At 58.6% G+C, this 22,700-nt stretch carries 28 protein-coding genes, 1 tRNA gene and 1 riboswitch; of the genes, 4 read left to right on the forward strand and 25 right to left on the reverse strand.

What is annotated here, in order from left to right; all coding sequences use genetic code 11:
• From VM554_15095 to VM554_15195, 21 genes are all read right to left on the reverse strand, one after another.
• Positions 1 to 909: phage portal protein (locus VM554_15095; protein ID HVJ09702.1), on the reverse strand; the 909-nt coding region annotated here is incomplete at its 3' end.
• Between the two features lie 8 nt (positions 910 to 917).
• Positions 918 to 2,585, reverse strand: a complete 1,668-nt coding sequence (locus VM554_15100) for a terminase TerL endonuclease subunit (protein ID HVJ09703.1) — start codon at positions 2,583 to 2,585, stop codon at positions 918 to 920.
• A gap of 6 nt (positions 2,586 to 2,591) precedes the next feature.
• Positions 2,592 to 3,029: a hypothetical protein gene (locus VM554_15105; protein ID HVJ09704.1), complete on the reverse strand. Its 438-nt coding sequence runs from the start codon at positions 3,027 to 3,029 to the stop codon at positions 2,592 to 2,594.
• Positions 3,030 to 3,246: 217 nt separating this feature from the next.
• Positions 3,247 to 3,513: an HNH endonuclease signature motif containing protein gene (locus VM554_15110; protein ID HVJ09705.1), complete on the reverse strand. Its 267-nt coding sequence runs from the start codon at positions 3,511 to 3,513 to the stop codon at positions 3,247 to 3,249.
• Positions 3,514 to 3,599: 86 nt separating this feature from the next.
• Positions 3,600 to 3,839, reverse strand: coding sequence for a hypothetical protein (locus VM554_15115; protein ID HVJ09706.1), 240 nt, complete (start codon positions 3,837 to 3,839; stop codon positions 3,600 to 3,602).
• A 172-nt stretch (positions 3,840 to 4,011) separates the two neighbouring features.
• Entirely contained in the window at positions 4,012 to 4,353 is a 342-nt protein-coding gene (locus tag VM554_15120) for a hypothetical protein (protein HVJ09707.1), read from the reverse strand.
• A gap of 33 nt (positions 4,354 to 4,386) precedes the next feature.
• Entirely contained in the window at positions 4,387 to 4,590 is a 204-nt protein-coding gene (locus tag VM554_15125) for a hypothetical protein (protein HVJ09708.1), read from the reverse strand.
• Positions 4,590 to 5,081 carry a hypothetical protein gene (locus VM554_15130; protein ID HVJ09709.1) on the reverse strand — a complete coding sequence of 164 codons (492 nt, stop codon included), beginning with the start codon at positions 5,079 to 5,081 and terminating at the stop codon, positions 4,590 to 4,592. Before VM554_15130 ends, VM554_15125 begins: the two co-directional genes overlap by 1 nt.
• Entirely contained in the window at positions 5,082 to 5,336 is a 255-nt protein-coding gene (locus VM554_15135; protein ID HVJ09710.1) for a hypothetical protein, read from the reverse strand.
• 27 nt (positions 5,337 to 5,363) lie between these two features.
• Positions 5,364 to 5,813: a hypothetical protein gene (locus VM554_15140; GenBank protein HVJ09711.1), complete on the reverse strand. Its 450-nt coding sequence runs from the start codon at positions 5,811 to 5,813 to the stop codon at positions 5,364 to 5,366.
• A gap of 381 nt (positions 5,814 to 6,194) precedes the next feature.
• Positions 6,195 to 7,091, reverse strand: coding sequence for a helix-turn-helix domain-containing protein (locus tag VM554_15145; protein ID HVJ09712.1), 897 nt, complete (start codon positions 7,089 to 7,091; stop codon positions 6,195 to 6,197).
• The gene (locus tag VM554_15150) at positions 7,088 to 7,441 is read right to left on the reverse strand and encodes a hypothetical protein (GenBank protein ID HVJ09713.1); all 354 of its coding nucleotides are present in this window, start codon (positions 7,439 to 7,441) and stop codon (positions 7,088 to 7,090) included. The genes VM554_15145 and VM554_15150 overlap by 4 nt, the downstream gene beginning before the upstream one ends.
• Complete coding sequence (locus tag VM554_15155; GenBank protein HVJ09714.1) at positions 7,438 to 8,124, reverse strand: hypothetical protein; 687 nt, start codon at positions 8,122 to 8,124, stop codon at positions 7,438 to 7,440. Before VM554_15155 ends, VM554_15150 begins: the two co-directional genes overlap by 4 nt.
• Positions 8,121 to 8,594, reverse strand: a complete 474-nt coding sequence (locus VM554_15160; protein ID HVJ09715.1) for a hypothetical protein — start codon at positions 8,592 to 8,594, stop codon at positions 8,121 to 8,123. Before VM554_15160 ends, VM554_15155 begins: the two co-directional genes overlap by 4 nt.
• A 213-nt stretch (positions 8,595 to 8,807) precedes the next feature.
• Entirely contained in the window at positions 8,808 to 9,110 is a 303-nt protein-coding gene (locus VM554_15165; GenBank protein HVJ09716.1) for a hypothetical protein, read from the reverse strand.
• A 578-nt stretch (positions 9,111 to 9,688) separates the two neighbouring features.
• On the reverse strand, positions 9,689 to 10,429 hold the full coding sequence (locus VM554_15170) for a hypothetical protein (protein ID HVJ09717.1): 741 nt from the start codon (positions 10,427 to 10,429) through the stop codon (positions 9,689 to 9,691).
• Positions 10,430 to 10,473: 44 nt separating this feature from the next.
• A complete protein-coding gene (locus VM554_15175) occupies positions 10,474 to 10,848 on the reverse strand; it encodes a hypothetical protein (GenBank protein ID HVJ09718.1) in 375 nt (124 codons plus the stop codon).
• 24 nt (positions 10,849 to 10,872) lie between these two features.
• Positions 10,873 to 11,205: a hypothetical protein gene (locus VM554_15180; protein ID HVJ09719.1), complete on the reverse strand. Its 333-nt coding sequence runs from the start codon at positions 11,203 to 11,205 to the stop codon at positions 10,873 to 10,875.
• Positions 11,206 to 11,506: 301 nt separating this feature from the next.
• Positions 11,507 to 13,219: a ParB/RepB/Spo0J family partition protein gene (locus VM554_15185; GenBank protein HVJ09720.1), complete on the reverse strand. Its 1,713-nt coding sequence runs from the start codon at positions 13,217 to 13,219 to the stop codon at positions 11,507 to 11,509.
• Positions 13,216 to 13,851, reverse strand: coding sequence for a hypothetical protein (locus tag VM554_15190; GenBank protein HVJ09721.1), 636 nt, complete (start codon positions 13,849 to 13,851; stop codon positions 13,216 to 13,218). The genes VM554_15185 and VM554_15190 overlap by 4 nt, the downstream gene beginning before the upstream one ends.
• Positions 13,852 to 14,033: 182 nt before the next feature.
• A tRNA-Arg gene (locus VM554_15195) sits at positions 14,034 to 14,110 on the reverse strand.
• A 66-nt stretch (positions 14,111 to 14,176) separates the two neighbouring features.
• On the opposite strand from VM554_15195, the gene VM554_15200 reads away from it, so the two are divergent.
• On the forward strand, positions 14,177 to 14,410 hold the full coding sequence (locus VM554_15200; GenBank protein HVJ09722.1) for a hypothetical protein: 234 nt from the start codon (positions 14,177 to 14,179) through the stop codon (positions 14,408 to 14,410).
• A riboswitch (cobalamin riboswitch) is annotated at positions 14,371 to 14,577 on the forward strand. (Overlaps the previous gene by 40 nt.)
• A gap of 26 nt (positions 14,578 to 14,603) precedes the next feature.
• Entirely contained in the window at positions 14,604 to 17,135 is a 2,532-nt protein-coding gene (locus tag VM554_15205; protein HVJ09723.1) for a TonB-dependent receptor, read from the forward strand.
• 115 nt (positions 17,136 to 17,250) lie between these two features.
• On the opposite strand, the gene groL is transcribed toward VM554_15205, so the two are convergent.
• Both groL and VM554_15215 read right to left on the reverse strand, forming a co-directional pair.
• Positions 17,251 to 18,918: a chaperonin GroEL gene (gene groL / locus VM554_15210; protein HVJ09724.1), complete on the reverse strand. Its 1,668-nt coding sequence runs from the start codon at positions 18,916 to 18,918 to the stop codon at positions 17,251 to 17,253.
• Positions 18,919 to 19,059: 141 nt separating this feature from the next.
• Complete coding sequence (locus VM554_15215; protein ID HVJ09725.1) at positions 19,060 to 19,374, reverse strand: co-chaperone GroES; 315 nt, start codon at positions 19,372 to 19,374, stop codon at positions 19,060 to 19,062.
• Between the two features lie 302 nt (positions 19,375 to 19,676).
• Here VM554_15215 and VM554_15220 point away from each other — a divergent pair, with 302 nt between their 5' ends.
• Together VM554_15220 and VM554_15225 are read left to right on the forward strand one after the other, a co-directional pair.
• On the forward strand, positions 19,677 to 20,180 hold the full coding sequence (locus VM554_15220) for a carboxypeptidase-like regulatory domain-containing protein (GenBank protein HVJ09726.1): 504 nt from the start codon (positions 19,677 to 19,679) through the stop codon (positions 20,178 to 20,180).
• A gap of 137 nt (positions 20,181 to 20,317) precedes the next feature.
• Positions 20,318 to 21,043 carry an SDR family oxidoreductase gene (locus VM554_15225; GenBank protein ID HVJ09727.1) on the forward strand — a complete coding sequence of 242 codons (726 nt, stop codon included), beginning with the start codon at positions 20,318 to 20,320 and terminating at the stop codon, positions 21,041 to 21,043.
• Between the two features lie 29 nt (positions 21,044 to 21,072).
• Here VM554_15225 and VM554_15230 read toward each other — a convergent pair whose 3' ends face one another.
• Positions 21,073 to 21,870 carry a CpsB/CapC family capsule biosynthesis tyrosine phosphatase gene (locus VM554_15230; protein ID HVJ09728.1) on the reverse strand — a complete coding sequence of 266 codons (798 nt, stop codon included), beginning with the start codon at positions 21,868 to 21,870 and terminating at the stop codon, positions 21,073 to 21,075.
• 30 nt (positions 21,871 to 21,900) lie between these two features.
• Positions 21,901 to 22,596, reverse strand: a complete 696-nt coding sequence (gene purQ / locus VM554_15235; protein HVJ09729.1) for a phosphoribosylformylglycinamidine synthase subunit PurQ — start codon at positions 22,594 to 22,596, stop codon at positions 21,901 to 21,903.
• Positions 22,597 to 22,700: the final 104 nt, after the last annotated feature.

The raw sequence follows: 22,700 nt of genomic DNA on the forward strand, positions 1-22,700 counted from the left end.
GACACCCCAGAGAGCACATATCTCCTCACGTTGAAATTTTCTGGACTCGATAAACTGAGCATCGCGCTGAGAGATAGCAATCGGCTCATACTTCCAATTGCCTGCGACGAAAACGGTCTTACCGGCTGATCCAGATCCAGCTCGCTGCTGATCCCACGAAGTTTTAGCCGTGGTTAGTTCCGCAAGATCGATGTCATCCGGGGTGGACATGATACCCCCGGGGTCGCCACCGGTGCCAAAGTAGCTGGCAGCATACTTCTCCGCAGCTTTAGCTAGTCCCAATCCCTGTCGTGCGAGATCGATCGGACTATAGCCTTTGAGCCCATCGAAGCAAAACAAGGGTACATGGATGATGTCCGCAGGAGCTATCTGAGTCTCAGCATGACTCTCAGGGTCGGTAAATGTATAGATGAGGGACTTTTTTTTGCGCTTGGGCTCGATGAGGCGAGGCGGGATCGGCCATAGCGCTACTACTTGTCCCGCTGGGTTGCGCTCTATGAGGGCGTAGCCATTGCCTGTCAGAGCCATAGCCCCGGAGAGGGCGGTAAAAAATGTGAAAGCCGTCATCTCCGGGTTTGGCTCTTGCGTGAGCTTGTAGTACAGCGGGTGGTCTACAGCCTCGGTGTGATTTGCACCATCGATGGAATACATCTTCGCTGGCATGCCTGCTACACCGTTACCTATGACGCGGATGCAGGCATAGACAGCGCCGATGCGTAGCGCCGACTCTGTATTGATCGACTCGCCGGATACTGTGGGATAAGATCCGGAGAGTAGCTGGTATGCAGCGGGGGACGACAGTGATACAGCAGGATTTTCGAGGCTGAGACCCGCACCGCGCAACGTGATGGGCGCGGCATCGCGCTCCATCGATTCGCGTGCCGCCTGGATGGCTGAGAAGATTCCCATTTGTGTCCTTATGCGATGAGGAAAGCGTGTTTCCGTTTCGGAGCTGCCGGCGCGACGATCGCCCGCGCCAATGCATCGACGAGGGCAGCGATACCATCTATTTTTTCTCTACTTGCGGCTTTGTCAGGCTTAATGCAGCCGGCCGCGTCGATCGCCACCATGACGTTCGAGGCCATCCAACGCAGAACGGGATTACCGCCATGCGCTAATACTCCAGTGAGCACCAGCTCCATGAGCCGCTTGGTCGGCGCGTTGAGACTCAGAAACCCCTGCCTCAATACGACCATCTCAAAGCCATCGCCAGTGAGCTGCGTGACGAGCTGCTGCGCGTTGTAGGGATCATAGGCGATCTCCTTGATCTCATATTCGGCGGCCAACTCGTTTACCTGGGAGCGGATGAAGTCATAATCGATCACATCGCCAGGCGTGAGCGTGAATAACCCCTGTCGCGCCCAGACATCGTACGGCACACGGTCGCGCTTGCTGCGGGACTCGATCGCTTCCTCTGGCAAAAAGAAGTACGGGATGACATACCATTGTTTGTCGTCACCCTCGGGAGGGAACACGAGTACGAACGCGCTGATATCGATGGTCGTCGATAGGTCGAGGCCTCCAAAACAGCGGCGGCCTCGGAGTGCGAGCCGATCCACCTCAGTGGCGCATAAATCCCACTTGTCCATCGGCATCCACGCGGAATGCGAGGATGTCCAGACCGATAGGCGGAAGCGCAGAAAACTATTCAGGGCCGATGGATCCGCCTTTGCCTTGGCGGCCTGCGACCGCATGTCCTCGATGCGGACAAGGAAGCCAAGAGCAGGATTGGCCTTGATCCAGTTTCGCTCATCCTCCCAATCGTCGCCGTCGTCGAGGCCGCAGATCCATGCAAACCAGGTGTCATCTTCGATGATGCCGAGGAGGACCTTGGTTGAGTACTCGCGCTGATTCCAGCAGACCGAGTGGCGGTCGTACCCGCTGTTGGTGATAGCGAAGAGCAGGGGATTGCGCCGCTTGCCCATCGCAGTTACAAATACGTCCCATACACCCGAGGTGCGATGCGCGTGCAACTCGTCGAGCACGACAAATGACGGGCGGAGGCCCATCAGATTCATATCTTCAGAGGCGCATGGTTCAAACTTCGAAGCCGTGCCAGCAATGCTCAGATTGTCTCGTGAGCAGAGAATCCGCTCAGAGAGCCACTCCGATTTTTTGACCATCAAGTCGGCGGTATCGAAGACCAGCTTCGCGGTCTTCTTGTCCGTTGACGCCGAGTAAACCTGTGCACCTGGTTCACCGAAGAATTTCAGCTCGTAGATGCAGAGGCCAGAGGCGAACGCTGATTTTCCGTTTCCGCGGCCAATCTCGTTATACGCGAACTTGAAACGCCGATATCCGGTGGCCTTCCACTTCCACCCGTACAGTATCCACAACTGCGCCTGCTGGAATGGCAGCAGAACAAATGGCTGATCACAATACTCGCCCTCTGTGTGCAACAGGTAGAGCGGAAAGAAATCAATTACGTGCTGTGCCGCTTTGCGATCGAAGATGAGCCCGCGCGCGGCGCCGTCCTTGAGATCGCGTACATGGCGCTCGATCTCAAGGCGCACAAGCTTTGACGTGAGGATCCGGCCAGCGAGCACGTCTGCGATGTACTTCTCCGCGACTGATCGCTTTGCCATAAATCATCATCCGTGCTTAGCACCCCGCTCAAACACGTCGCGTGGATCGCTGGTCTTAGGCGTGTTCGGCGCAACATTCACCTTCACGCGGTCTGAGGGATTGAGCCCGCATTTTCCGCTGAGACGCCCCAACTCGGACCGCTCACCGGGCTTGATTGCTCGCCGGCGCTCCAGGAGCTTCAGCTCACAGATGCTCTCGACGGTCCATCGATCTGCTGACGTCAGCCAGGGCGCCATCTCCTGGACCTCGCGCCAGAGTTCCCGCAGCTCACCGCAGCGCTGATAGTCAAACTCGGGGAACACAGCAGACCAGCGCGACGGAGGATCGCCCAGAGGACCATCCGGTGTCGGCTCGCCTGCGCGAGCTGCCGCACGCTTCGGGTTTTTCTTATGCGCGCCGGTGAGCTGCAAAAGATTGGTTGGTTTTGGTGGCCGTCCAGCCATTTAGGAACTCATTTCGAGTGTTACCTGGTCTATCGCAGCGGTGCGGATACCGTACCGCATCAATGGAGGCTATCGGATACCGAGCATGATCGAACGCTTATATCCATGCCCTATTTCCCTGAAAACTCCATTTTGTGGATGTATAAGGGAGGGCCCCCATACGGTCTCGGAACTGCCGCTTCTGCACTATCTCGACCCCCCATCCCTACCAGGGATCCTATTCGCCCCTGGCCGTGCGCGCGTTGTGATGTTCCTCGCACAGCGGCATCAGATTGCTCTCCGCGTACTTCAGCCTGGGATGCTCCGCCAGCTTCTTGATATGGTGAACGTGCCTCGCCATCGCCACATGGCCGACTGATTCACAGTCCACACACAACGGGTGACGCCGCAAGTATCCCGCGCGAAACGTGCGCCACTTGCTGTCGTATCCTCGACTCGCCGCACTGCCACGATATCGATCCGGCTCGCGCACCTGCCGTTCCATCGGCCGATGCTGGAGACAATACCTTCCGCCAACAACCAGCGCAGCACATCCAGGATTACCGCACGGGTGCTTGCTGCGACTCGGCATTACAGCATCGCCTCCACCGCCTCGTGAATCTCCCGACAGAATCCACCCATCGAATAGAAGTGTGGTGCGCTTACCACTGTGAGCGTCAGCACTGGCGCGCAATATGCAAACCTCACGTCTGCACCGAACTTTTTAATCTCGCCTTCTGTGCCTGCGACCTGCAGGTCTTTCGCTTGCAGCGCTGCGATGACCTTCGCGAACTGATCCGGCGTTACCGGGCTGAATATCAACGTCTGCATCGTACCGTCCTCGCGCGGGCCGGACTCACCCGATTACCCGCGCTTGCCATCGACTGCGGCTGCTTACTGTGGTTGTTGCTGGTGAATCCCAATCTTAAAAAATCGGGCGCTGCTTGCTTCCGCCGACAGCGCCCATCTGCCCTTCAATCCTCGCCTCTATGGGCGAGATCCCTTACAGCTTGATACCCAGCGCCTTGAAGTCGGAGACAATCGTCGCTTCACCCGCCTTGAAGTCGGAGACAACCTGCTTTACCAGGCTGATCGTCGTCTCGCTGAGCGTGATCGCACTGACCACATTTCCTGACTGCGCCGAGGCCGCCGCCGACTCGGCCGCATTCACCGTCTTCACCACGTCATAAAACACCGCGCTCGCAGCCGCCAGGACTGGGCCCGAAAGCGCGCCCCAGATCGCCGACAACGTCTTCGCGCCCTTCACCACGCTAATCAAAAAATCTTCCACTTTTTTCCCAGCGGCGACCAGATCGCCGAAGAACGTGCTCATCGGATTGCTCATTAGCTCCTCTTTCGCCGATTGCCAACCGGCAGGTTATTTTCCTGGTATAGGAGACTGCGTAAGATAACCCGCAGCCCCAAAGAGCGCGCTCACTCCCGCGACGGCAGCGAGATGCAGCAATCCACTCCTGTTCGCCGCGAACGCACTTGGATCCACGATGACCGCTGTTGTCGCCGCGGCCGCTCCGTGCACAATTGCAGCAACCAAACCCTTGATCCAGATCCGCAGATCATCCATCACACCGCCTCCGGCATTGCCACATCGTTGTAGTAGTGCACGCAGTCTGCGATGTACTTCTCGGGAACGCTGCGATCTCGCCACGTTCCCGAGTTATATGCGTCTGCGATCTGCTCAATCGTCGTCGCCTTCTGGGCTCGTATGATTCGCATGTTGATATAGCTCGCCGTCTCCATCGCGCAGCGATCTACACGCACAAAATCTTCCGGCGTCGTAAAGCTCGACGCATTCACCAAGAGCAGCTGCCATGGTCCAAACGAGCAGTGCGCGTCATGCCCAAACTCGCGCGTCAACTCAATCACCCGCGGATCGTGCGAGTAAATACCGATGCAGTAAGCCATCTCATGCCGCGGCGTGCAATTCGCGCCGAAGCTCGACTCGCAGCCGCTCAATGCCCATAAGAGCCGCGGCCCGTCGATGCTCTCTGGAACCCAAAGCTTCGCGCCCCAGCGCTTGCACGCGTCCGCTACTTGCTCCCTTACGAAGCTCATCTAGAATCTCGTCTCTGCGATGCCGAGCTTTGATTCCACTACCGAGATCCGCGCCCCATGATGGTTCAGCAGATCATCGTGCCGCTCGAATTTGACATCGAGTTTTTCGAACCGCATCTCGTGGCCGGCAAGTTGATCCGTATGCTGGGCCACCTTTCCGACCAGCTTTCCATAGAGAAACACCTGGCCGCAGACCGTGATAAATACCAGCGCGATTCCGACAAGCGCCGAAATCATGGCCCAATTAACAATCACGCGATACCCCCAGAGCTACTTCGGCTGTTACACCCGTACCGCTTGATCGTCGCCAATTTGGCGATAGTGCTTCACCTTGAACGCAGCCTCTTCGACCGCATCCGCGTCGGGCAGCCCGATCCTCTGGCCTGCCCTGCGCAATTCATCCCGCAACGCGACAGAGAGCGATTTCCCGTCCGCGAAGCATTGCCCCGCGTTCAGATCCATCTCGCCTTCTGTTATCGTGGTCGCTACCGGAATGCCGGGCAGAACTGAGCGGTCTCTCTGCGGAGCCCTTAGCGGCTGATAGCCGAGGTGCGCGCCGCTCACTCCGTCATAGACGCGACGCCATTGGCCCAGCCGCACCTTCTCTTCGCCCATGGCGAAGCTGACATGACCGCACTCTGGATCCATCCTCCAACCCAGAGACGTGTTGTAGAGATAGAGTATGAAGGCCCGTTTGGCCGTTCGCGGTTTCTTGTAGGGCGACTTGGCCATCTGCCAGTCGCGAACACAGCCAGGGCGTGCTCGACTCTCAGCAATACCGGGTACTCCCGGTCGAGGGATCGCTGAGAGACAGGATTGCTAACGTGTACAACAGCGGGCTTTCGTGCCGCCAGGACCGATGCTCTGAATCCTTCGTCGCTTGCGCGAGCGTTTTCCTTGCTACATCCACACCCTATACGGGTTTTGCGCTTTTACAAGATGTGTCTAGACACTTTTCTTGCGCACTGTCGATCAGGCGATTGAGCACCATCGTCAATGTGCGATTCCCAGCCATCCGGCAGAGCTTGGCATAGCGCTCTTCGGTGATTCTCAAACCCAACTGCTTGCCCTTGCGCCGCGTCGGCCTGCGAGTAACTACGCTGATTCCCGGTGTCATAGTCCAGCCCTCGCTCCACGTCGCATGTCAATGCGTTGCTGATCGATCGGCCATCCCTGCCAGTTGATCCAATGGCCATCACCGAAAAACTTCCTAGGCCCCCAGGTGAAGCGCAAAAACTCGCCCATCGTGACGTATTGCCGATAGTTCTCGATCATCTCATCGGAGATCGCCGCAACCTCGATCGCTTCGTGTCCCGATGTCCGGGATCGCTTCTCGCGCTCCAGGCTTAGCGCAGCGGAAACCACGGCCCTGAGCCGCGAGTTGGAGAGAATGAACCCACACTCGCGCATAACTCTCTCTGCCTCGGCATCGATGCCGCCAGCAATAGCGCTGACACTCTCCATACGCCTGGCGCCCGCTTTCGTCGCGGCTTCATCCTTCGCTGACCCGTTGCCTTCCGCATGTGCTTCGTGCTCCTTTTCTTCGCAGTCCCCCTGCAAGGGGGTAGGGGGGATAATACTTGATGGTTCATGGTGGTTCATGATGGTTACACCAAATAGGGGGTCTGGGGGAATGTCGTGGATGTCACCCTTTTGCGCCAGGATGTCACCCTTTCTGTCGTGGATGTCACCCTTTTGCATCTTCGTTTCGCCCGCTGAAAGGGTGACAGGGTGACACCCTTTCAGCCTTCGAACATCGATCGTGTAACTTGAGAACACGCCTCTTCCTCCGGCCCGCTCCACCGTCATCCAGCCGTCGGCGACGAGCGATGCAATTGCCCTCTGCACCGTCCGCTCGGAGTAGCGCAGCATCTTCGCAACCCGCGCGACAGATGGAAAGCAGTTACCGCCGTCGTCGTTACAGAAGTTGGCCAGAGCCACTAATACGGCACACTGCGCCGCATCCTCGGGCCCGTTATCCCATACATCCGCCATCACCCGCACACTCATGCCGCCGCCTTGCGCCTCGCCACGTGCCGCCGCACCGCGTCCAGCAGAGCGGCGACGGAACCATCTCTGACGACCTCCTGCGCCGTCCATCCGCTGGTATCGACAGGCTCGCCCCGCGTCCAGGCAACTACGGGCGTCCCCTCTGCCCACTGCGCGATCGCGCGCACCGGTGTCGCCGTTGCCGCCACCACAAGTACCAGGTCCGCGCGCCGGCCAAACCCGTCTCGCATATGTGCGTCGTCACGCGGCGCCCGGTCAACCTTATAGCCACAGGTCCAGAGCACAAAGCCGATGCGCTCCGCCTGGTCCTCGTCGGAGCAGTACAACAAAAGTCGCTTCTTTGGCCTCACCTCCCGGCACTCCCCAGCAACGCCAGCAGAGCGAGCTTCTTGTCTGCCTCGGTTAACCCGGCCCACATGGCATCGAGCCGTTGGCCCACAGGTCCGCGCTGCGGCGCGAGGGGCAGATCATCGACAGCACGCTCCGTGGGATCAGCAGCCATTGCACATTGTTCTGCGGATTTCTTCACGACCGCGGATTCCTTCACGACCGCGGATTCCTTCACGACTGCGGATTCCTTCACGACCGCGGATTCCTTCAGCTTGGAAACTCCAGCCCTCGCGCGGATGTAATAGATAGATCCGTCGGACAGGCCATACTTACGCGCCAGCTTTGCACCCGGCGTATCCGGATGTTCGGCGAGGATTGCTTCCTTCACCTTTTGCGCTATTCTCGCGCCCTTCGGCTTAGTCGTCTTGATTCCCATTTCTTCTCCCTGAGTATTGCCAACCCCATGATCGTCGCCTGGCGCATCCCCTCCGTGGGTCGCGGGCGGTGCGCTTAACGCCTCGCCAAAGATGTCCACGGGTATGGCACCCGCCTGCTTCTTCTTTTCCACGCGATCGAACGAGCAAGGCTCACAATCTGCGCACTCCATGCATAGCGCCTGCCCATCCACAAAGATCTGCGCCTGGCAAACATGCCCACGCTGCAGACAATCCACGCACGCCTCGCGCGCAGTCGGCCTTGTCATTGCACTTTCCTTTCCGCCGCTGCGTCGAGCGCGGCTAGGTATCCGTCCATCTCCGCGACTATCTCTTTCCTGCGGGCGGCGCTCCCAGGGTGCCCATCACGAAGATGCAACCCTATCCACTTCTCATTAAAATCGCGGGTCTTCTGGATGTACTCCCGCAGGTTCTTCAATGGCGTATTCGGTTCTGACGTGTATTGCCCGAACCCTACTCCGAGTTGCTCGCTTTCCATCGGCTTGCGAAGTAAATCGCGAATTTCCTCCGCAAGCTCGACAGCCGACTTCTCCAAGTCTTTGGGCATCAGGAGCACGCAGTGGAACTTTCCGGCGATGTTGACTTGCAGTGCTAGGCAGTCCTTCCATCCCTTTTCCGGGCTGCCATACTGCGAGCACGTCAAGGCGTGGTGACAGTGCTCGGGCGGGGTAATCACGCGCTCAAGCTCTTTCATAACGTCGATCAGAAACTGGTGCATTTCTCTCCTTTTGCCACTACCCTCGTGCCAGCGTTGTTCTGCCGATATACTTGCGCCCCTATCGCGACATTACTTAATAAGGGCTCGTCTCGTTCCGCTCTTCTTCAGCGTATTCATCACGTTTTTGAGCACGTTGTAGCCGGTCAATTTCTGCGGCAATTAGCGCCCCCGCGATAGTGAGTTCGCGAATCCAAGAGCCACGGTGTTTCGCCACTAGCCCCCACGGTCAACCCTTACCCATTCGACCCCTGGATGCAGCACTGACACGTCTGTGCCGTCGAGTGCCAATGCAGCGGCTTGGATCGCCATCACGGCGTCTGTGTGCCTGTCGTCGTGTTCCGGCGTCCAACCTTCGACATCTATCTGCCGCGTGCGCTCAGCCGCGATCAACTCCACACCGCTCATCGTTTTCGGCATCGGCGGCTTCGGGCATCCACCGCTATAGCCGTGATACTTGAACATCTCTTCGCCTTGCGGCATCGGTTCGCCGCACAGTTCGCATTTCGTCACTTCCATCGTTTCTCCTTGTACCCTCGTGCCAGCGTTGTTATTCCGGTATACTTGCGCCCCTGTCGCGACGTTACTAATCAGCGATTGGCAAATTCGATCAACACGGCCGCATGACACGGCTGATCTGGCGGACAAAAACACATCAAATCTTTCCCCCGCAGTTGCTCCAAATGCTTCCGCATCCACGCTCTCCGGGAGTCACACTCTGGCCCTTGCCACCAATCCGTATGGCCGGAAAGCCACGATCTGAAGCACTCAACCACCAACTTCCTCGCGCCGGATTCATCCTTGGCGTACCCGCTTTCAATAGCGCCAGCGATTGTGAATGGATTTCCCCAAGGGCCGGGACGGGTGACACTCACTGCGCCGGCAGGAGCCTTCCAGCCCTTCGTTCTTCTGCGTTGAATTCTGATTGGCATATGTACCCTCGTGCCAGCGTTGTTATTCCCCTAGCGAGCATCCCTTCTATCCGAGTTTGCTGCAGCGGAGCTGGCCCGCCTGGGGAATGTGGTATCAGCCATTGTTCCGGCCCACCCGCAGCCCGCTGCATCTTCCAGGGTGTCTCGCTCACCCGGGAAACTTGATTACGCGATCACCGTGGATTCCGGCAACTCGTACTTGATCCACTTGGTGATGCTCCCGATCGTGTCGAGCTTCCACTTCGCATCAATCTCGTGGAGGACTACAGTCGGGATGCCGTCTTTGACGTTCTTCATGCGCAGCAGAAATTTCGATTCAACTGGATTCACTTCGCGGAAAGTGCGCCAGGGAATTAGTGACACGCCCTCTGCCGGCAGCTTGATCGCCTCGCGTGTCACTGCGCCAACCTTCAACACGACGCTCTGCGACATGCCGTCGTCGGCCAGCGCGACTGAATTCTCGGCCGACACGTTCGACGCTATCCGCTGTACGAGCACGGCATTCTCGTTGAAGAGAAAGCTCGCACGAAATGCGAGCAGGAAATCTTCCGGGGTGTAGTAGGTGTCAAACCTGAACGGGATCTCATCCGCGTGCCGCGCCCGTGCCCAGACGTGACGGCGACCGAAGCTATCCGCCTCCAACGCGACCAGTGCAACGGTGCGATAGTCCTCAATCTGAACTGCGACCTGCTCCGGAAATCCATCGATGTTCGCCTTGTACGCGTCAACGAATCCCGCGAGCGTACTGACGTTCAAGGTTGGAGCGTCAAACTGCGGCGGCAGATCGCGGATCGGCGCGCCCAGGGTGCCATCACTCTTGACTGCATACGGCTGCCCGCCAACTTCGCGAACAGGCTCAAACGGCTGCTTTAGCCGCGCAAATAGATACTCCAATATCTCCTGCATGTTTCCTCTCTTTCAGTTGCACCACGTTGCACCGCGTAACAGCACTACTTACCAGCCGGAGTGAACTGCAATGGCTTCGGAGCCTCGACCGGCCTGGGAGGAGTAAAGAAGCTGAGCTGGCGCGGATCGGAGTTGAGCGCATACAGTCCGCCGTCCTTGTCCTGCCCAAGAAAGATCCGCGAGGTGTTCGGTGTGATCGACGACAGCTTCGCGACACAGGTAAACTGCGTGTCGATCTGGACGCGATCCTCTTTTGGCCTCAGCTCCAGGCGCAACACAATTTCGCGCTTCGCAGTTGCCGAGGTAGTCGGATCGGCTATGTTGGCGAGTACTTCCCTCAGTTTCAAATCAAAGGCTTCGACGAGAGCGCCATCGGAGACGTTCCCAATATTGATCGTGATCAATTCCTCAGCAGCCACGTATTCCCCTTTCCGCGAGACGACTTAAAACAAATGTGAAAACAACAGATGCAGCGCCCACCGCGCCGCCGTTATAGCGATCGACCAGATAGCGGCGCCCACCGCACCACAGACAAGCGCCGTCACGAGGACAGTTCCATCCATGCCGGAATCGTCCTCGACCGCGGCGACGATCTTTACTCGAGGTAGAGAGCCAAACAAAGAATCCATGCGCGTGGAGACCAACTCGCGCTCAGCATACGTCGCCTCCATCTCCGCCTCGCGCCGTGCGCACTGGTCGCAGTAGTTCACCGACCAGGTAAGGTCTCCGCATCCCGGACAGATCCGTAGCGAACCAACCACCGAATGAGCATTCATGCCACACGACCTTTCCGCGACTTAGCCTTCAGGCGATACTGCCGCCGCTTCTCGCGTTGCTCCTCTGCGATCAGTGCGCCGATCTCCGCGGGAGTCCGCTTTCGCTTCCACTCCGACTCCATGCGCATCCGAGCCGCGTGCTCTTCGTTCCGTGCGCGAATGCACGCCGGAGCGTTGCAGCAGTTACGCGCCTTCGCAATCCAGACCGGCCCCTCGCTGCGGTGAAAACTACACGGATCCTCCTCGCTGCACCTACAGAATCGGCAGACACCCGGAGGCGCTATCAGCTCCCCCATGTGCTTCATTTTTTGCCGCCTTTCTTTCCCGCGGTTTTCTTCGCGGTCGATTGCTTCTTTGGTGCCGCCTTTTTCGCTGGAGCTTTTTTCGCAGGACGCTTCTGATCGGGCTTTCCACTCACCTGGTTCTCGATCGCCTCGGCGTCGATACCGAGAGATTCCGCTAAGGCCCACAGCTCTCTGCGATCTTTCCCCATAGCGCGGTTACCCCAATCAGGGATAGCCAGAGGTCCGACTGCGAGGTCGCAGATGTAGCCCTCCAATTCGTCGTCCTTGGATTGCTTCAGTAGCGCAACGACCGTATCGTGCCGATGTTTGTCCTCGGCCTGCACCCAGCCGAGGAACTCGGAAAGCTCCCAAACGTTACTTTCCTCAAACAACCGGCTCATGGCCACGCGAAGCAGCTTCGACCCTTTGGCTTTTCGCCGAATCGCCGCATAAACGGCTTTCCGGATCGGCAACTCAGCGACCAACCACGCCGCCTCTTCGGCCTTCTCGCGCTTCTGGCGAACCTCCCAGCTTTCCTGCTTTGGCCCAGGAGCGGCCTTCACCGCGGGCGACGTGACTATGTGCGGGTGCACCTTGCATTTCGGATCGACGCAAACGTCGAGCAGCTCGCCTTCGTCCGTAATGCCTTTCTGCACGCTGCCACACTCGCCAGGCTTAGCCGAGAGCCACTGGCCTTTCTTGTAGCTCTTCTGCCCCTCGCGCACGCCCATGTAATTGGCCTGCATCGAAAGCTTCAGGAGCGGCTTGCCCGATTTCTCTGCGGCCTCGGCAGTGATATGGATGAAGGTTTTCTTCTTTTCCGAGAAGCAGTCAGGATCAGTGCACACATCGGCCTGCGCCGTCAGATCGGCGAAGAGCGCCTGGTCTGCCCCGGTCCTCTTCGGGCAATCCACGCATGCACCCGCGACGGGATGCATGTTCTGCGCATCCAGCGGCCACGGCGCCGACTTCAGATCGAGCAGAATGTGATCCTCGATCCAGGCGCGTAGGACCCGCTCCGAGATTGGCTCGAACGCATCGCAGTAATCGTCCGGCGACTTGCCTTGCGCGATCATCTTGGCGCGGCCAGATTCAGCGTCACGCTTTTCTTCGCGGACTTCGTTGATTACGTCTGGCAACATCTTGCCAGCGTTGTGCATGTTCAAGGCGCGATGCGTCGCCTGTACCTGCTGCTGCGGCGTCAGCTTCGCAATCAACAGCGCCGCGCCGAATGCGATCAGCCCCTCGCGCGCACATTCTCGAGCCTCGGGGATCAGCTCCAACAACCGGCGACGCGATCGCACATAGGCCGCCGGCTTTCCTACTTTGTGTGCCAGGGCGTCGTCTGGAATAACCAGACCCTCATCCGCCGCGCGCTGGATGAGCATCTCGTAGGCCTCAGCCTCCTCCATCGGGCTAAGATCGGCGCGCTGCAGGTTTTCCACGAGCTGCAGCTCGCGCGCATCAGCATCGTTCAGCTCGCGGACGATTGCGGGAACCGTATCGAGACCCAACATTTTCGCCGCACGCCAGCGACGCTCGCCGCCTAGAATTTCGTACCCGTCACCCAGAGGCCGCAGCTGCAGCGGGACCTTGATGCCGCCGCTCTGTATAGACTCGGCCAGCTCACGTAGCTGCGACTCATCAATGGACTTGCGCGGGTTTGTGGGCGAGGGAACAATCAGCGCGACGGGTATTTGCCGTACCTGCAGATCGATCGTGGTGGTCATTCCGCACCCCCGCCGATCTCGTTGGTCTGTTGAAATGCCGGCGGCCAGGGCGACACGTCAGCCCGATGATTGCCGCTATGACCCTTCTCCTTTTCGCATCGCACAGCGGATCCGAGCACCGGCAACAATGTGCCGCACCTCTCTGGGGCGCCCATCCGGTCGTTGGAATAGCCGTGCAGCCGCAGGGTACGCTCGACGATCTCCTGGATGGTTTCCACCTGGCGCGGGTCAAATGGGCGCGCGTGCCCCTCAGCACTCGCGCCCGTCGCTCCGGCTGCTTCGCATTCCTCCTTTTTGCTGGATTCGACTGCAGGGTGGATCCCTTTAGCTGGTTCCGTGGATTGCGTCTGTTTGATGACGAGATCGACAAGATCGAGCACGCGGCCCGTACGGCAGTGGGAGTAATGCCCACAACCTGGCCACACCTGAACCATTCGACACTCGACACATACGCGGCGATCAGGGCTCCCGATTGAACGGGTTATATTCCGTTCCGCCAGATCCTTCGCTGCAAAGATCAACTTCGCCAGCGCAATTTGTGTCGCAGCCCATCCTGGACGACGGACTGGCATCTCTTGCCCGAAATTGGGCGTTTCTAACGATTGCGATTGGATGCTGCGAGAATCATCCATTTGCGCTCTCCATAGCGTGAGCGCTCGATACCGCATGAGCGCGAGGCGATGGTAGAGCTACGGTTGCTGGTCTGAGCTACGCGCATACAACCGTAGGTCAGACCCCTCTCACATGCTAAATATGGGAGAGATTCCGGGCAGACTACCACCTGTTGCGCTTTGGAGGGTTGTTGCGGTGAAAATGGTGACCCCGGGAAGATTCGAACTTCCGACCTGCGGTTTAGGAAACCGTTGCTCTATCCACCTGAGCTACGGGGCCATCGGCTGGTTGCTTTGACGAGTCTTAGTCTATCGCATTGCATTCCTCTATAGTCATGGATCGATTGTGCTCACGACGAAACTTTCCAAGCAACGAGATCCGGGCAATTCCCGCCTGTCCCGCTTCAACCTGTTGATCCCATCACCGCTTTTGACAGCAGAATTTCATTCTGCTAGAAACAGAATTTCCGGGGAACTTCATTTCAACGGCATATCCATGGGTTTCCGGGTCTTTTCAGTCGATCGGGCGATCCATATCAACTTCATTTTCCACAATGGGATGTTCGAGAAGGCGGTGTAATTCCGCCACTGCCCCGCAACTGTAAGCGCGTATCTTCCGGTCCAGGTGCCGGAGGATGTTTCGACCGACACACCACTGAGGCAGAATGCTTCGGGAAGGTGGCCGGAGCAGTTCCCGCACGGGGAAGCGCGTAAGTCAGGAGACCGGTCCTATTGCGACATCAGCCGCGTTCCGAGGGGGAACGAAGGAGCCTATGCGTATTCATCAGCGGCATATCGTCCGCAGTCTCTTCTTTTGTGCGCTCGCACTTCTTGCTGGAATTCCTGCCAGTTCCGCACACGCTGCAATTGTGCGCGGTACAGTTACAGATCCGCTGGGTGCTCCGGTGGCCCGCGCCGAGGTGGCCCTGGTGGCAAATGGAGCCGTGCTGACCAGTGCAACCACCGGGCCGGATGGAAGCTACCAACTCACAACTCCAGAGGCGGGGCGCTTCTATGTGGTCGTCGCTGGCCGGACGTTTCATCAGATGACGACAGCCGGCTTTTATGCGGGCAGGCTGGATGCTGTTGAGCAGAACATCGTCCTTGAGCCGGAGTGGGTTCGTCAGGAGATCGTAGTCACAGCAACCGGGACACCCTTACCGCAGGAGCAGGTGAGTTCCTCGGTGACGCTGATTCCGAGGGCTGGCTTTGAAACGCATTCCGACCTGGTGGATACTCTTCGCCAGGTGCCAGGCACGTCGGTCGTACAGAGCGGGCAACGGGGCAGCGCGACGTCGCTCTTCGTGCGTGGAGGCAACTCCGATGCGAACAAGGTAACCTACGACGGAGTGACAGCGGAGGACATCGGCGGCCGATTCGATTATGGATCTGTTTCGACCAACGGGATCTCGAGCCTTGAGGCATATCGCGGACCGAACAGCGTCCTGTACGGCTCGGATGCCGCATCGGGCGTGGTAGACCTTGCGACGCCGCGGGGAACCACGGCCACTCCTTCCATCTTCTACGCAGGCGACGCGGGCAACTTCAGCACCTATCGAAATGAGGTGCAACTGGCCGGAGCACGCGGCAAGGCCGACTACTACGGCGCGTTTTCGCGGTTGAATACCTCCAACTCGCTACCGATGGACAAGTATCACGTGGCCACAGCCGCAGCGAACCTTGGCTGGCAGCCCAGCGCTGCGACACAGCTTCGGGTAACCGCGCACAACAGCGTCTCCGCAACCGGCCTGCCCGGCGCTTATGATTTCTATCTCTTAGCAAACGATGGCAAGCAATCCGACCAGGACACTTATGTGGGCGCGACAGTCGAGAACCAGACCAGCCCCGCATGGCACAACCTGGCACGCTATGGACTGGCGCGGAAGCGAGAACAGTCCGTGCAGTGGTATCCGGCTGGAATTCTCACCCAGTCGGGAGGCGCTTATCCGACCTCGAATTACTACGGCTTGCCGGTGACCATTCACGGCGCAAACGGATACGCGGTAAGTGGACAGGCGCTGCTGAACTACACCACGGACAACTTCGGCGTTTATCCCAACCGGTTTGATTTCGTCTCCAACCGCGATCAGCTCTACGCACAAAGCGATTACCGCTTCGGCCCTCACATGGTTGGGCTCGTAGGGTTCCGATTCGAAAACGAACGTGGCTCGGAGCGCTCGTCCGCATACTTCATCGATCAGTCGCTGGAGCGGACCAACTACGACTACACCGCACAGATCCAGGGCGACCTTCGCAATCGTCTCTTCTACACCCTGGGCGGCAGCCTGCTGAAGAATGAACTGTATGGAACGGAGACCAATCCGCGGATCGGGCTGGCCTACTATGTCGTGCGGCCTGGGCCGCGCATCTTCCGCGGGACCAAGGTGAAGTTCAACTTTGCCAAAGGGGTCAAAGAGCCGACTCTTACCGAGCAGTTCGGATCCCTCTATGCCTTTCTCGCCTCGCAGCCGGGAGGTTCGGCGGCGATCCAGAGCTTCCATATTTCGCGCATTGGAGCGGAACGGGCTCGCTCGTATGACGGTGGTGTGGAGCAGAATCTCTTTGGACAGCGGGTTCTGTTGCGCGTGACCTACTTCCACAACGAGTTTGGCAACCAGATTGAATCGGTGACTCCGGGAGTGATTCCGCAGTTGCTCCCCAACCTGACAGCCGCGCAGCAGCAGCAGCTTGAGGCATTGCTGCAGAACACCTATTCTTCGCTGAATCTGAACTCGCTCGACTTCCGTGCGCAGGGGCTGGAGGCGGAGACCGAGTACAGCATCGGCAGAAGGATCTTCCTTCGCGGCGGATATACCTACCTCGATGCGAAGGTGCAGCGCTCCTTTTCTTCCAGTTCGCTGTATCCGACGTATAACACGGGCCTGTCGACGGGACCGGTGCCGTCGTTCTCCAACGTGCCGATCGGCGCGTATTCGCCGCTCACCGGAGCGCGCCCCTTCCGCCGTCCTCCGCATACCGGCTTCGCCAGCGCCAGCTACACCAGCGGAAAATGGTCGGCGCAGGTTCTGGGAGCATTCGCCAGCCGGAGCGACGACTCGACCTTCCTCGCCTACAGCGATATCGAACAGGGGAATTCGCTTCTTCTGCCGAATCGCAATCTCGATCCCGGATTCGCGAAGATCGACCTGGGAGGCAGCTACCAGGTGCTTCCGTGGGTGGGGATTTATGCGCAGTTGGATAACCTGCTGAGCGATCAGCATCTCGCCCCAATCGGATACCAAAGCCTGCCCTTGAGCTTCCGTACCGGAATCCGGCTGGCATTAGGGAAGGGAATGACGAAGTAAATTGGGGGGATAGGAACTGTATCGGTTACAAATAGCCTCAGCCTTAGGCAGCCGAGGCAAAAGAAAAGCCCCGCGATGAGCGGGGCTTTTCCGTGTAACGGTGTTTCCGTGAGTTTTAGTACATGCCTTCCATGCCGCCGCCGTGACCACCGGCAGGTGCAGCCGACTTGGGCTCAGGAATGTCGGCAACCATGGCTTCGGTCGTCAGCATCAGGCCGGCGATGGAAGCAGCATTGAGCAGGGCAGTGCGGGTGACCTTGGTCGGGTCGATGACGCCGGCCTTGACCAAATCCTCGAACTTGTCCGTGGCTGCGTTGTAGCCATAGTGGACGTCCTTGCTCTCGTGGATCTTGCCCACAATGACCGCACCTTCGATGCCGGCGTTGCCAACGATCTGGCGCAGAGGCTCTTCGATCGCACGGCGGACGATCTGGGCGCCGATCTTCTCGTCGCCTTCAAGCGTCTTGATCAGAGAATCCACTTCGGCCGTGCAGCGGATCAGAGCAACACCGCCGCCGGGGACGATGCCTTCCTCAACCGCGGCGCGGGTGGCGTGCATGGCATCCTCAACGCGGGCCTTCTTCTCCTTCATCTCGGTTTCGGTAGCAGCACCGACCTTGATGACGGCGACGCCGCCAACCAGCTTGGCAAGGCGCTCCTGCAGCTTCTCGCGGTCATAGTCGGAGGTCGTCTTCTCGATCTGGTTGCGGATCTCCTTGACGCGGCCTTCGATGACCTTGGAGTCTCCGCGGCCTTCAACGATCGTGGTGTTGTCCTTGTCGATGGTGATGCGCTTTGCGCGGCCGAGGTCTTCAACCTTCACGTTCTCGAGCTTGATGCCGAGATCTTCCGTGATGGCCTTGCCGCCGGTGAGCTTGGCGATGTCTTCGAGCATGGCCTTGCGGCGATCGCCAAAGCCAGGAGCCTTGACGGCAGCGACGTTCAGTGTGCCGCGCAGCTTGTTCACTACCAGGGTGGCGAGTGCTTCGCCGTCAACGTCCTCTGCGATGATGACCAGCGGCTTGCCATTGCGGGCAACCTGCTCGAGCAGGGGAAGCAGATCCTTCATCGAGCTGATCTTCTTCTCGTAGATGAGGATGTAGGGCTCTTCGAGCGCCACTTCCATGCGGTCCGGATCGGTGACGAAGTAGGGGCTCAGGTAGCCGCGATCAAACTGCATACCTTCGACGACTTCCAGCTGGGTCTCGAGCGTCTTGGACTCTTCGACCGTGATCACGCCATCCTTGCCAACCTTGTTCATGGCTTCGGCAATGATCTTGCCGATGGTGGAATCGCTGTTGGCGGAGATCGTTCCCACCTGGGCGATCATTTCGCCGGAAACCGGCTTGGAGAACTTCGAAAGCGCGCCACCGGTCACAACACCCTGGTCGTCGCGCTTGCCAATGATGGCCTCGACAGCCTTATCGATTCCGCGCTTGAGTGCCATCGGGTTTGCACCCGCAGCAACGGTCTTGACGCCTTCACGATAGATCGCCTGTGCCAGAACCGTCGCGGTCGTGGTGCCGTCACCGGCTACGTCCGAGGTCTTGGAGGCAACTTCGCGAACCATCTGCGCGCCCATGTTCTCGAGCGAATCCTTCAGCTCGATCTCCTTGGCGACGGTAACGCCGTCCTTGGTGATGGTCGGCGAACCAAACTTCTTCTCAATGACGACGTTGCGGCCCTTGGGACCGAGCGTCACTTTGACGGCATCCGCGAGCGTGTTGACGCCGCGCAGGATTGCCTGCCGTGAATCTTCTCCATGCAGAATCTGCTTTGCCATTTCTATCCTTCTCCTTACGCCTGAAAGCAGTGGCTCTCAAGCGGCGAATCTTCTGATTTCCGTTCACCCGGACGCGCCGGCGTGAAGGATTGCCAGGTTATCCCGACACGAAAAAAGCGCATCGGAAGAAACCAGGTGCGCTTACTTGGACTTGAGTACGCCCAGGACCTCTTCCTCACGCATGATGAGGAAGTCCTCGCCGTCGATCTTGATCTCGGTGCCGGCGTACTTGCCGAAGAGAACGCGATCGCCAGGTTTGACGTCGAGCGGGAAGATCTTGCCTTCGTCATTCGACTTGCCCTTGCCTACCGAGATAACTTCCCCTTCCTGGGGCTTTTCTTTTGCGGAGTCAGGAATGATGATGCCGCCACGAACCGTCTCGCCTTCGTCAATGCGACGGAGCAGGATGCGGTCGTGCAGGGGAGTAAAGCTTGTCGCTACGGTTGCAGATGCCATTGCGTTACTTCTCCTTCGCGCGAGGGTTCGCCTCGCGAGTTTGCAACTTGAGTTCGAGATGGGTCTCGGGATGGATTGCAGACCTTCTAAAGTGCCGTCAGTGTCCAGCGCTTTAGCACTGTCGCCATCCAATTGCTAAAGATAGGCACTGGAAGAAGCGTTGTCAAGGGGTAGGCTGTGAATATCTTAGCGAATCTCACTCATGTATTACTACTGTGTAACTGTAAGATCCTGGACTGAAGGGCTTGCAGCGACTTGGATGCATGCGGCGCTATTCCCACCCGTCCACTGGATTGCATACAATGGCACCCATGCTGACCTCGCGTTTCCGCAACCTCTCCTGGTGCCTCCTTCCGCTTGTTCTGTTGGTTTTGCTTTCGCCGGCATCCGCCTTCCAAACCCAGGTGAAGCGTGGCCGCAAGTATGTTCCGCCACCGCCCACCGCCAAAATCGAGGTCACGGTCCTCCGCGCCTCCAGCGGCAAGCCCATTCCAAACGCCGCGGTCATCTTTCACGCCATGGAGGGCGAGAAAGACAAGGGCAATATGGAGTTGAAGACGAACGAGGAAGGCAAGGCGATCATCGACGTGATGCCGATTGGCGACGTCGTGCGGCTGCAGGTGATTGCCAATGGCTTTCAGACCTTTGGAGACGACTACAAGATCGAGACCGCCGAAAAGCAGATCGTGGTGAAGATGAAGCGGCCCGGCGAGCAATACTCGATCTATAAGCCCCATCCGGAGCAGGAGCAGCAGGCTCCCGCGGATGCAACGGCTCCCGACGCAAAGGATGCGCCAAAGAAGTAGCTCCTATCCGGTCATCCCGCAGGGCGGCGGCTTGTTAAGCTGCCGTCCTACCCTGGGGATCAGCCCTTCCAAAGGTCCATTTTTCTAGAGAGATGCGCCAGCTTGCCACCGGCCCGATTGCTTTAGACTTGCAAGATATGGATACGCTACTGGGAAAGGTTGCGCTGGTCACGGGCGCGGCGAAAAGGATTGGTCGCGCACTGGCAATTGGCCTGGCGCAAGCCGGAGCGGACGTCGCCATTACCTATCGCGGATCGGAAGCCGAGGCTCTGCAGACGGTGATGAACCTCGAGAGTCATGGACATCGGGCGATGGCGATACGCTGCGATGTTCGTTCGCCGGAGAGCATTACGAATGCCGTCGCAGGAGTGGTTTCTCACTTCGGCAGGCTCGATCTGCTGGTGAACAATGCCGGAGCCTTTGAGACGGCACCGCTCGAAGGAATCACCGTAGCGCAATGGGACGCCATGTTTGAGACGAATACTCGCGGGCCATTTCTGATGGCACAGGCAGCGTATCCGCATCTGAAAGCCAGCGGGGGAAGGATCATCAACCTCGGCTCCCTGGGAGGCCTGCATCCCTGGCCGACGCATGGTCACTACTGCACCTCCAAGGCGGCGCTGCATATGTTGACGCAAACCATGGCTAAGGGATTTGCGCCGGAGATCAGCGTGAATTGTGTCGCTCCGGGGATGATCGTGAACGACGAGGTCTCGGCGGAGTATGCCCATTTCGCGGCTAAGACGCCGATGCGGCGCAATGGGACCTCCGAGGACGTCGCCGCGGCTGTCCTCTTCTTTGCGACGGGACCCCATTTCATCACCGGACAGATTATGAGTGTAGACGGCGGCCTGGGTTTGTAAGCGAGCCAGGCGGATGCACCCTTCTGAACTCAGCGAGAGAAGAGGCGGCTGAGGAAGGAGCGTTTCTTCGTCTTGTCGTGTTCTTCTTCTGGGTAGAGTCCGATGGGCTCGGGCTGCTCGGGCCAGTTCTCTCCAAAGAACGCGGCGCGGGGGTTGGAGATGCACAGGCGATCGGCTGTCTCCTGACCATGGCGGTTGGCGATGTACTGGTAAGCGTGGCTCAACTGGGGTGGCCGGGAGGTCAGGTTGTGCGCATCGCTGGCGATAAAGTGCACCCAGTTTTTTCGCAGTAATTCATTGGAGAAGTGTTCAGCGGTCTTGCCGAAACGACCGGTCAGGGCGCCGGCTGTTACCTGCACGAGGCATCCGTTCCGCACCCACTCGGCCAGCCGCTCGGGCTGATGGGTGATGGTGGGATTGCGCTCCGGATGCGTGATGATGGGCGTCATCCGCGCCAGTTCCATCTCGAAGAAGGTTTCCGACATATTGGGTGCAATGCCCAGGTCAGGGAACTCCACCAGCAGGTAATTGGTCCCGTTAATGGTGTATTTGGTGGGGTTCTTCAGCGCGTCGGAAACATTGTCCCAGGAGAGGTGGAAGTCGCAGCCCAGCCCCAGGGTAATGCGGTCCTTGAGGCGGAGTCGCAACTCCGCCAGCCGCTCCTGGTTGACGTCAGGCCGATAGGCATAGGTGTCATTTGAGTGTGGCGTGCATACGATGTGCGTCGTGCCATCGGCAGCTGCGGCCTCCGCCATGGCGACCGAGGTTTCAATGTCCGGCGATCCATCATCGAGGCCGAATAACAGGTGGTGATGAATGTCGATCACTTAAAGGGCTCCGCAGCCGTTCTTATTGGTCTAGCGCGCTGCCAGCGCTGAAACCATCGATTGAAAGATTGCCAGACCATCGGATGAGCCCAACAGCGATTCGCTCGACCGATCCGGATGCGGCATCATGCCCAGTACATTGCGGCCTTCGTTCAGTACACCGGCAATATTCTGGATCGAGCCGTTGGGATTGGCCTCCCGGGTAATTTCGCCTTCTGGCGTTGAGTACCGGAATACGATGCGGTCCTCGCGCTCCAGTGTTGCCAGGGTCGCGTCATCGCAGAAGTAATTGCCTTCCATGTGTCCGATGGGAATCTTGAGGACCTGTCCTTTGGTCAGCCCCTGGGTAAAGGGAGTGGCGGTTGTCTCCGTTCGCACATAGACCTGCTTACAGATGTATTTCAGCCCCTCGTTGCGCATGAGCGCGCCGGGCAGCAGTCCGGATTCGCAGAGGATCTGGAAGCCATTGCAGATGCCGAGGACCAGGCCGCCCTTGGCTGCAAACTTCTGGACCGACTGCATCACCGGCGAGAAGCGGGCGATGGCTCCCGTGCGCAGGTAATCGCCGTAGGCAAATCCCCCGGGGATGATGATCGCATCGCAATTCTCAAGGCTCTCGGAGTCGTGCCAGAGAAAGGCGACCGGCTGGTGGACAAGCTCAGCGATCACGTTGTAAGTGTCATGGTCGCAATTGGACCCTGGAAAGACGAGGACGCCGAATTTCATACCTCTAGGCTAGCAGTTTCAGGGAGAATTGCGGTGTGGATTTGTATGGCCCTGCGGATTCGTACCGGGAGATGGATCCTCAGCCGGGTGTCGCGACTCTAAGA

It is taken from the genome of Acidisarcina sp. (genome assembly GCA_035539175.1).
Lineage (GTDB): Bacteria > Acidobacteriota > Terriglobia > Terriglobales > Acidobacteriaceae > JANXZS01.

Coding starts and splice junctions, on each gene's coding strand:
- VM554_15160 (HVJ09715.1), bottom strand. CDS start 8,594: ATGCACCAGTTTCTGATCGACGTTATGAAAGAGCTTGAGCGCGTGATT.
- VM554_15120 (HVJ09707.1), bottom strand. CDS start 4,353: ATGAGCAATCCGATGAGCACGTTCTTCGGCGATCTGGTCGCCGCTGGG.
- VM554_15115 (HVJ09706.1), bottom strand. CDS start 3,839: ATGCAGACGTTGATATTCAGCCCGGTAACGCCGGATCAGTTCGCGAAG.
- VM554_15155 (HVJ09714.1), bottom strand. CDS start 8,124: ATGACAAGGCCGACTGCGCGCGAGGCGTGCGTGGATTGTCTGCAGCGT.
- VM554_15125 (HVJ09708.1), bottom strand. CDS start 4,590: ATGGATGATCTGCGGATCTGGATCAAGGGTTTGGTTGCTGCAATTGTG.
- VM554_15165 (HVJ09716.1), bottom strand. CDS start 9,110: ATGGAAGTGACGAAATGCGAACTGTGCGGCGAACCGATGCCGCAAGGC.
- VM554_15205 (HVJ09723.1), top strand. CDS start 14,604: ATGCGTATTCATCAGCGGCATATCGTCCGCAGTCTCTTCTTTTGTGCG.
- VM554_15140 (HVJ09711.1), bottom strand. CDS start 5,813: ATGGCCAAGTCGCCCTACAAGAAACCGCGAACGGCCAAACGGGCCTTC.
- VM554_15215 (HVJ09725.1), bottom strand. CDS start 19,374: ATGGCATCTGCAACCGTAGCGACAAGCTTTACTCCCCTGCACGACCGC.
- VM554_15110 (HVJ09705.1), bottom strand. CDS start 3,513: ATGGAACGGCAGGTGCGCGAGCCGGATCGATATCGTGGCAGTGCGGCG.
- VM554_15225 (HVJ09727.1), top strand. CDS start 20,318: ATGGATACGCTACTGGGAAAGGTTGCGCTGGTCACGGGCGCGGCGAAA.
- VM554_15100 (HVJ09703.1), bottom strand. CDS start 2,585: ATGGCAAAGCGATCAGTCGCGGAGAAGTACATCGCAGACGTGCTCGCT.
- VM554_15130 (HVJ09709.1), bottom strand. CDS start 5,081: ATGAGCTTCGTAAGGGAGCAAGTAGCGGACGCGTGCAAGCGCTGGGGC.
- groL (HVJ09724.1), bottom strand. CDS start 18,918: ATGGCAAAGCAGATTCTGCATGGAGAAGATTCACGGCAGGCAATCCTG.
- VM554_15180 (HVJ09719.1), bottom strand. CDS start 11,205: ATGAATGCTCATTCGGTGGTTGGTTCGCTACGGATCTGTCCGGGATGC.
- VM554_15185 (HVJ09720.1), bottom strand. CDS start 13,219: ATGACCACCACGATCGATCTGCAGGTACGGCAAATACCCGTCGCGCTG.
- purQ (HVJ09729.1), bottom strand. CDS start 22,596: ATGAAATTCGGCGTCCTCGTCTTTCCAGGGTCCAATTGCGACCATGAC.
- VM554_15145 (HVJ09712.1), bottom strand. CDS start 7,091: ATGAGTGTGCGGGTGATGGCGGATGTATGGGATAACGGGCCCGAGGAT.
- VM554_15190 (HVJ09721.1), bottom strand. CDS start 13,851: ATGGATGATTCTCGCAGCATCCAATCGCAATCGTTAGAAACGCCCAAT.
- VM554_15170 (HVJ09717.1), bottom strand. CDS start 10,429: ATGCAGGAGATATTGGAGTATCTATTTGCGCGGCTAAAGCAGCCGTTT.
- VM554_15220 (HVJ09726.1), top strand. CDS start 19,677: ATGGCACCCATGCTGACCTCGCGTTTCCGCAACCTCTCCTGGTGCCTC.
- VM554_15105 (HVJ09704.1), bottom strand. CDS start 3,029: ATGGCTGGACGGCCACCAAAACCAACCAATCTTTTGCAGCTCACCGGC.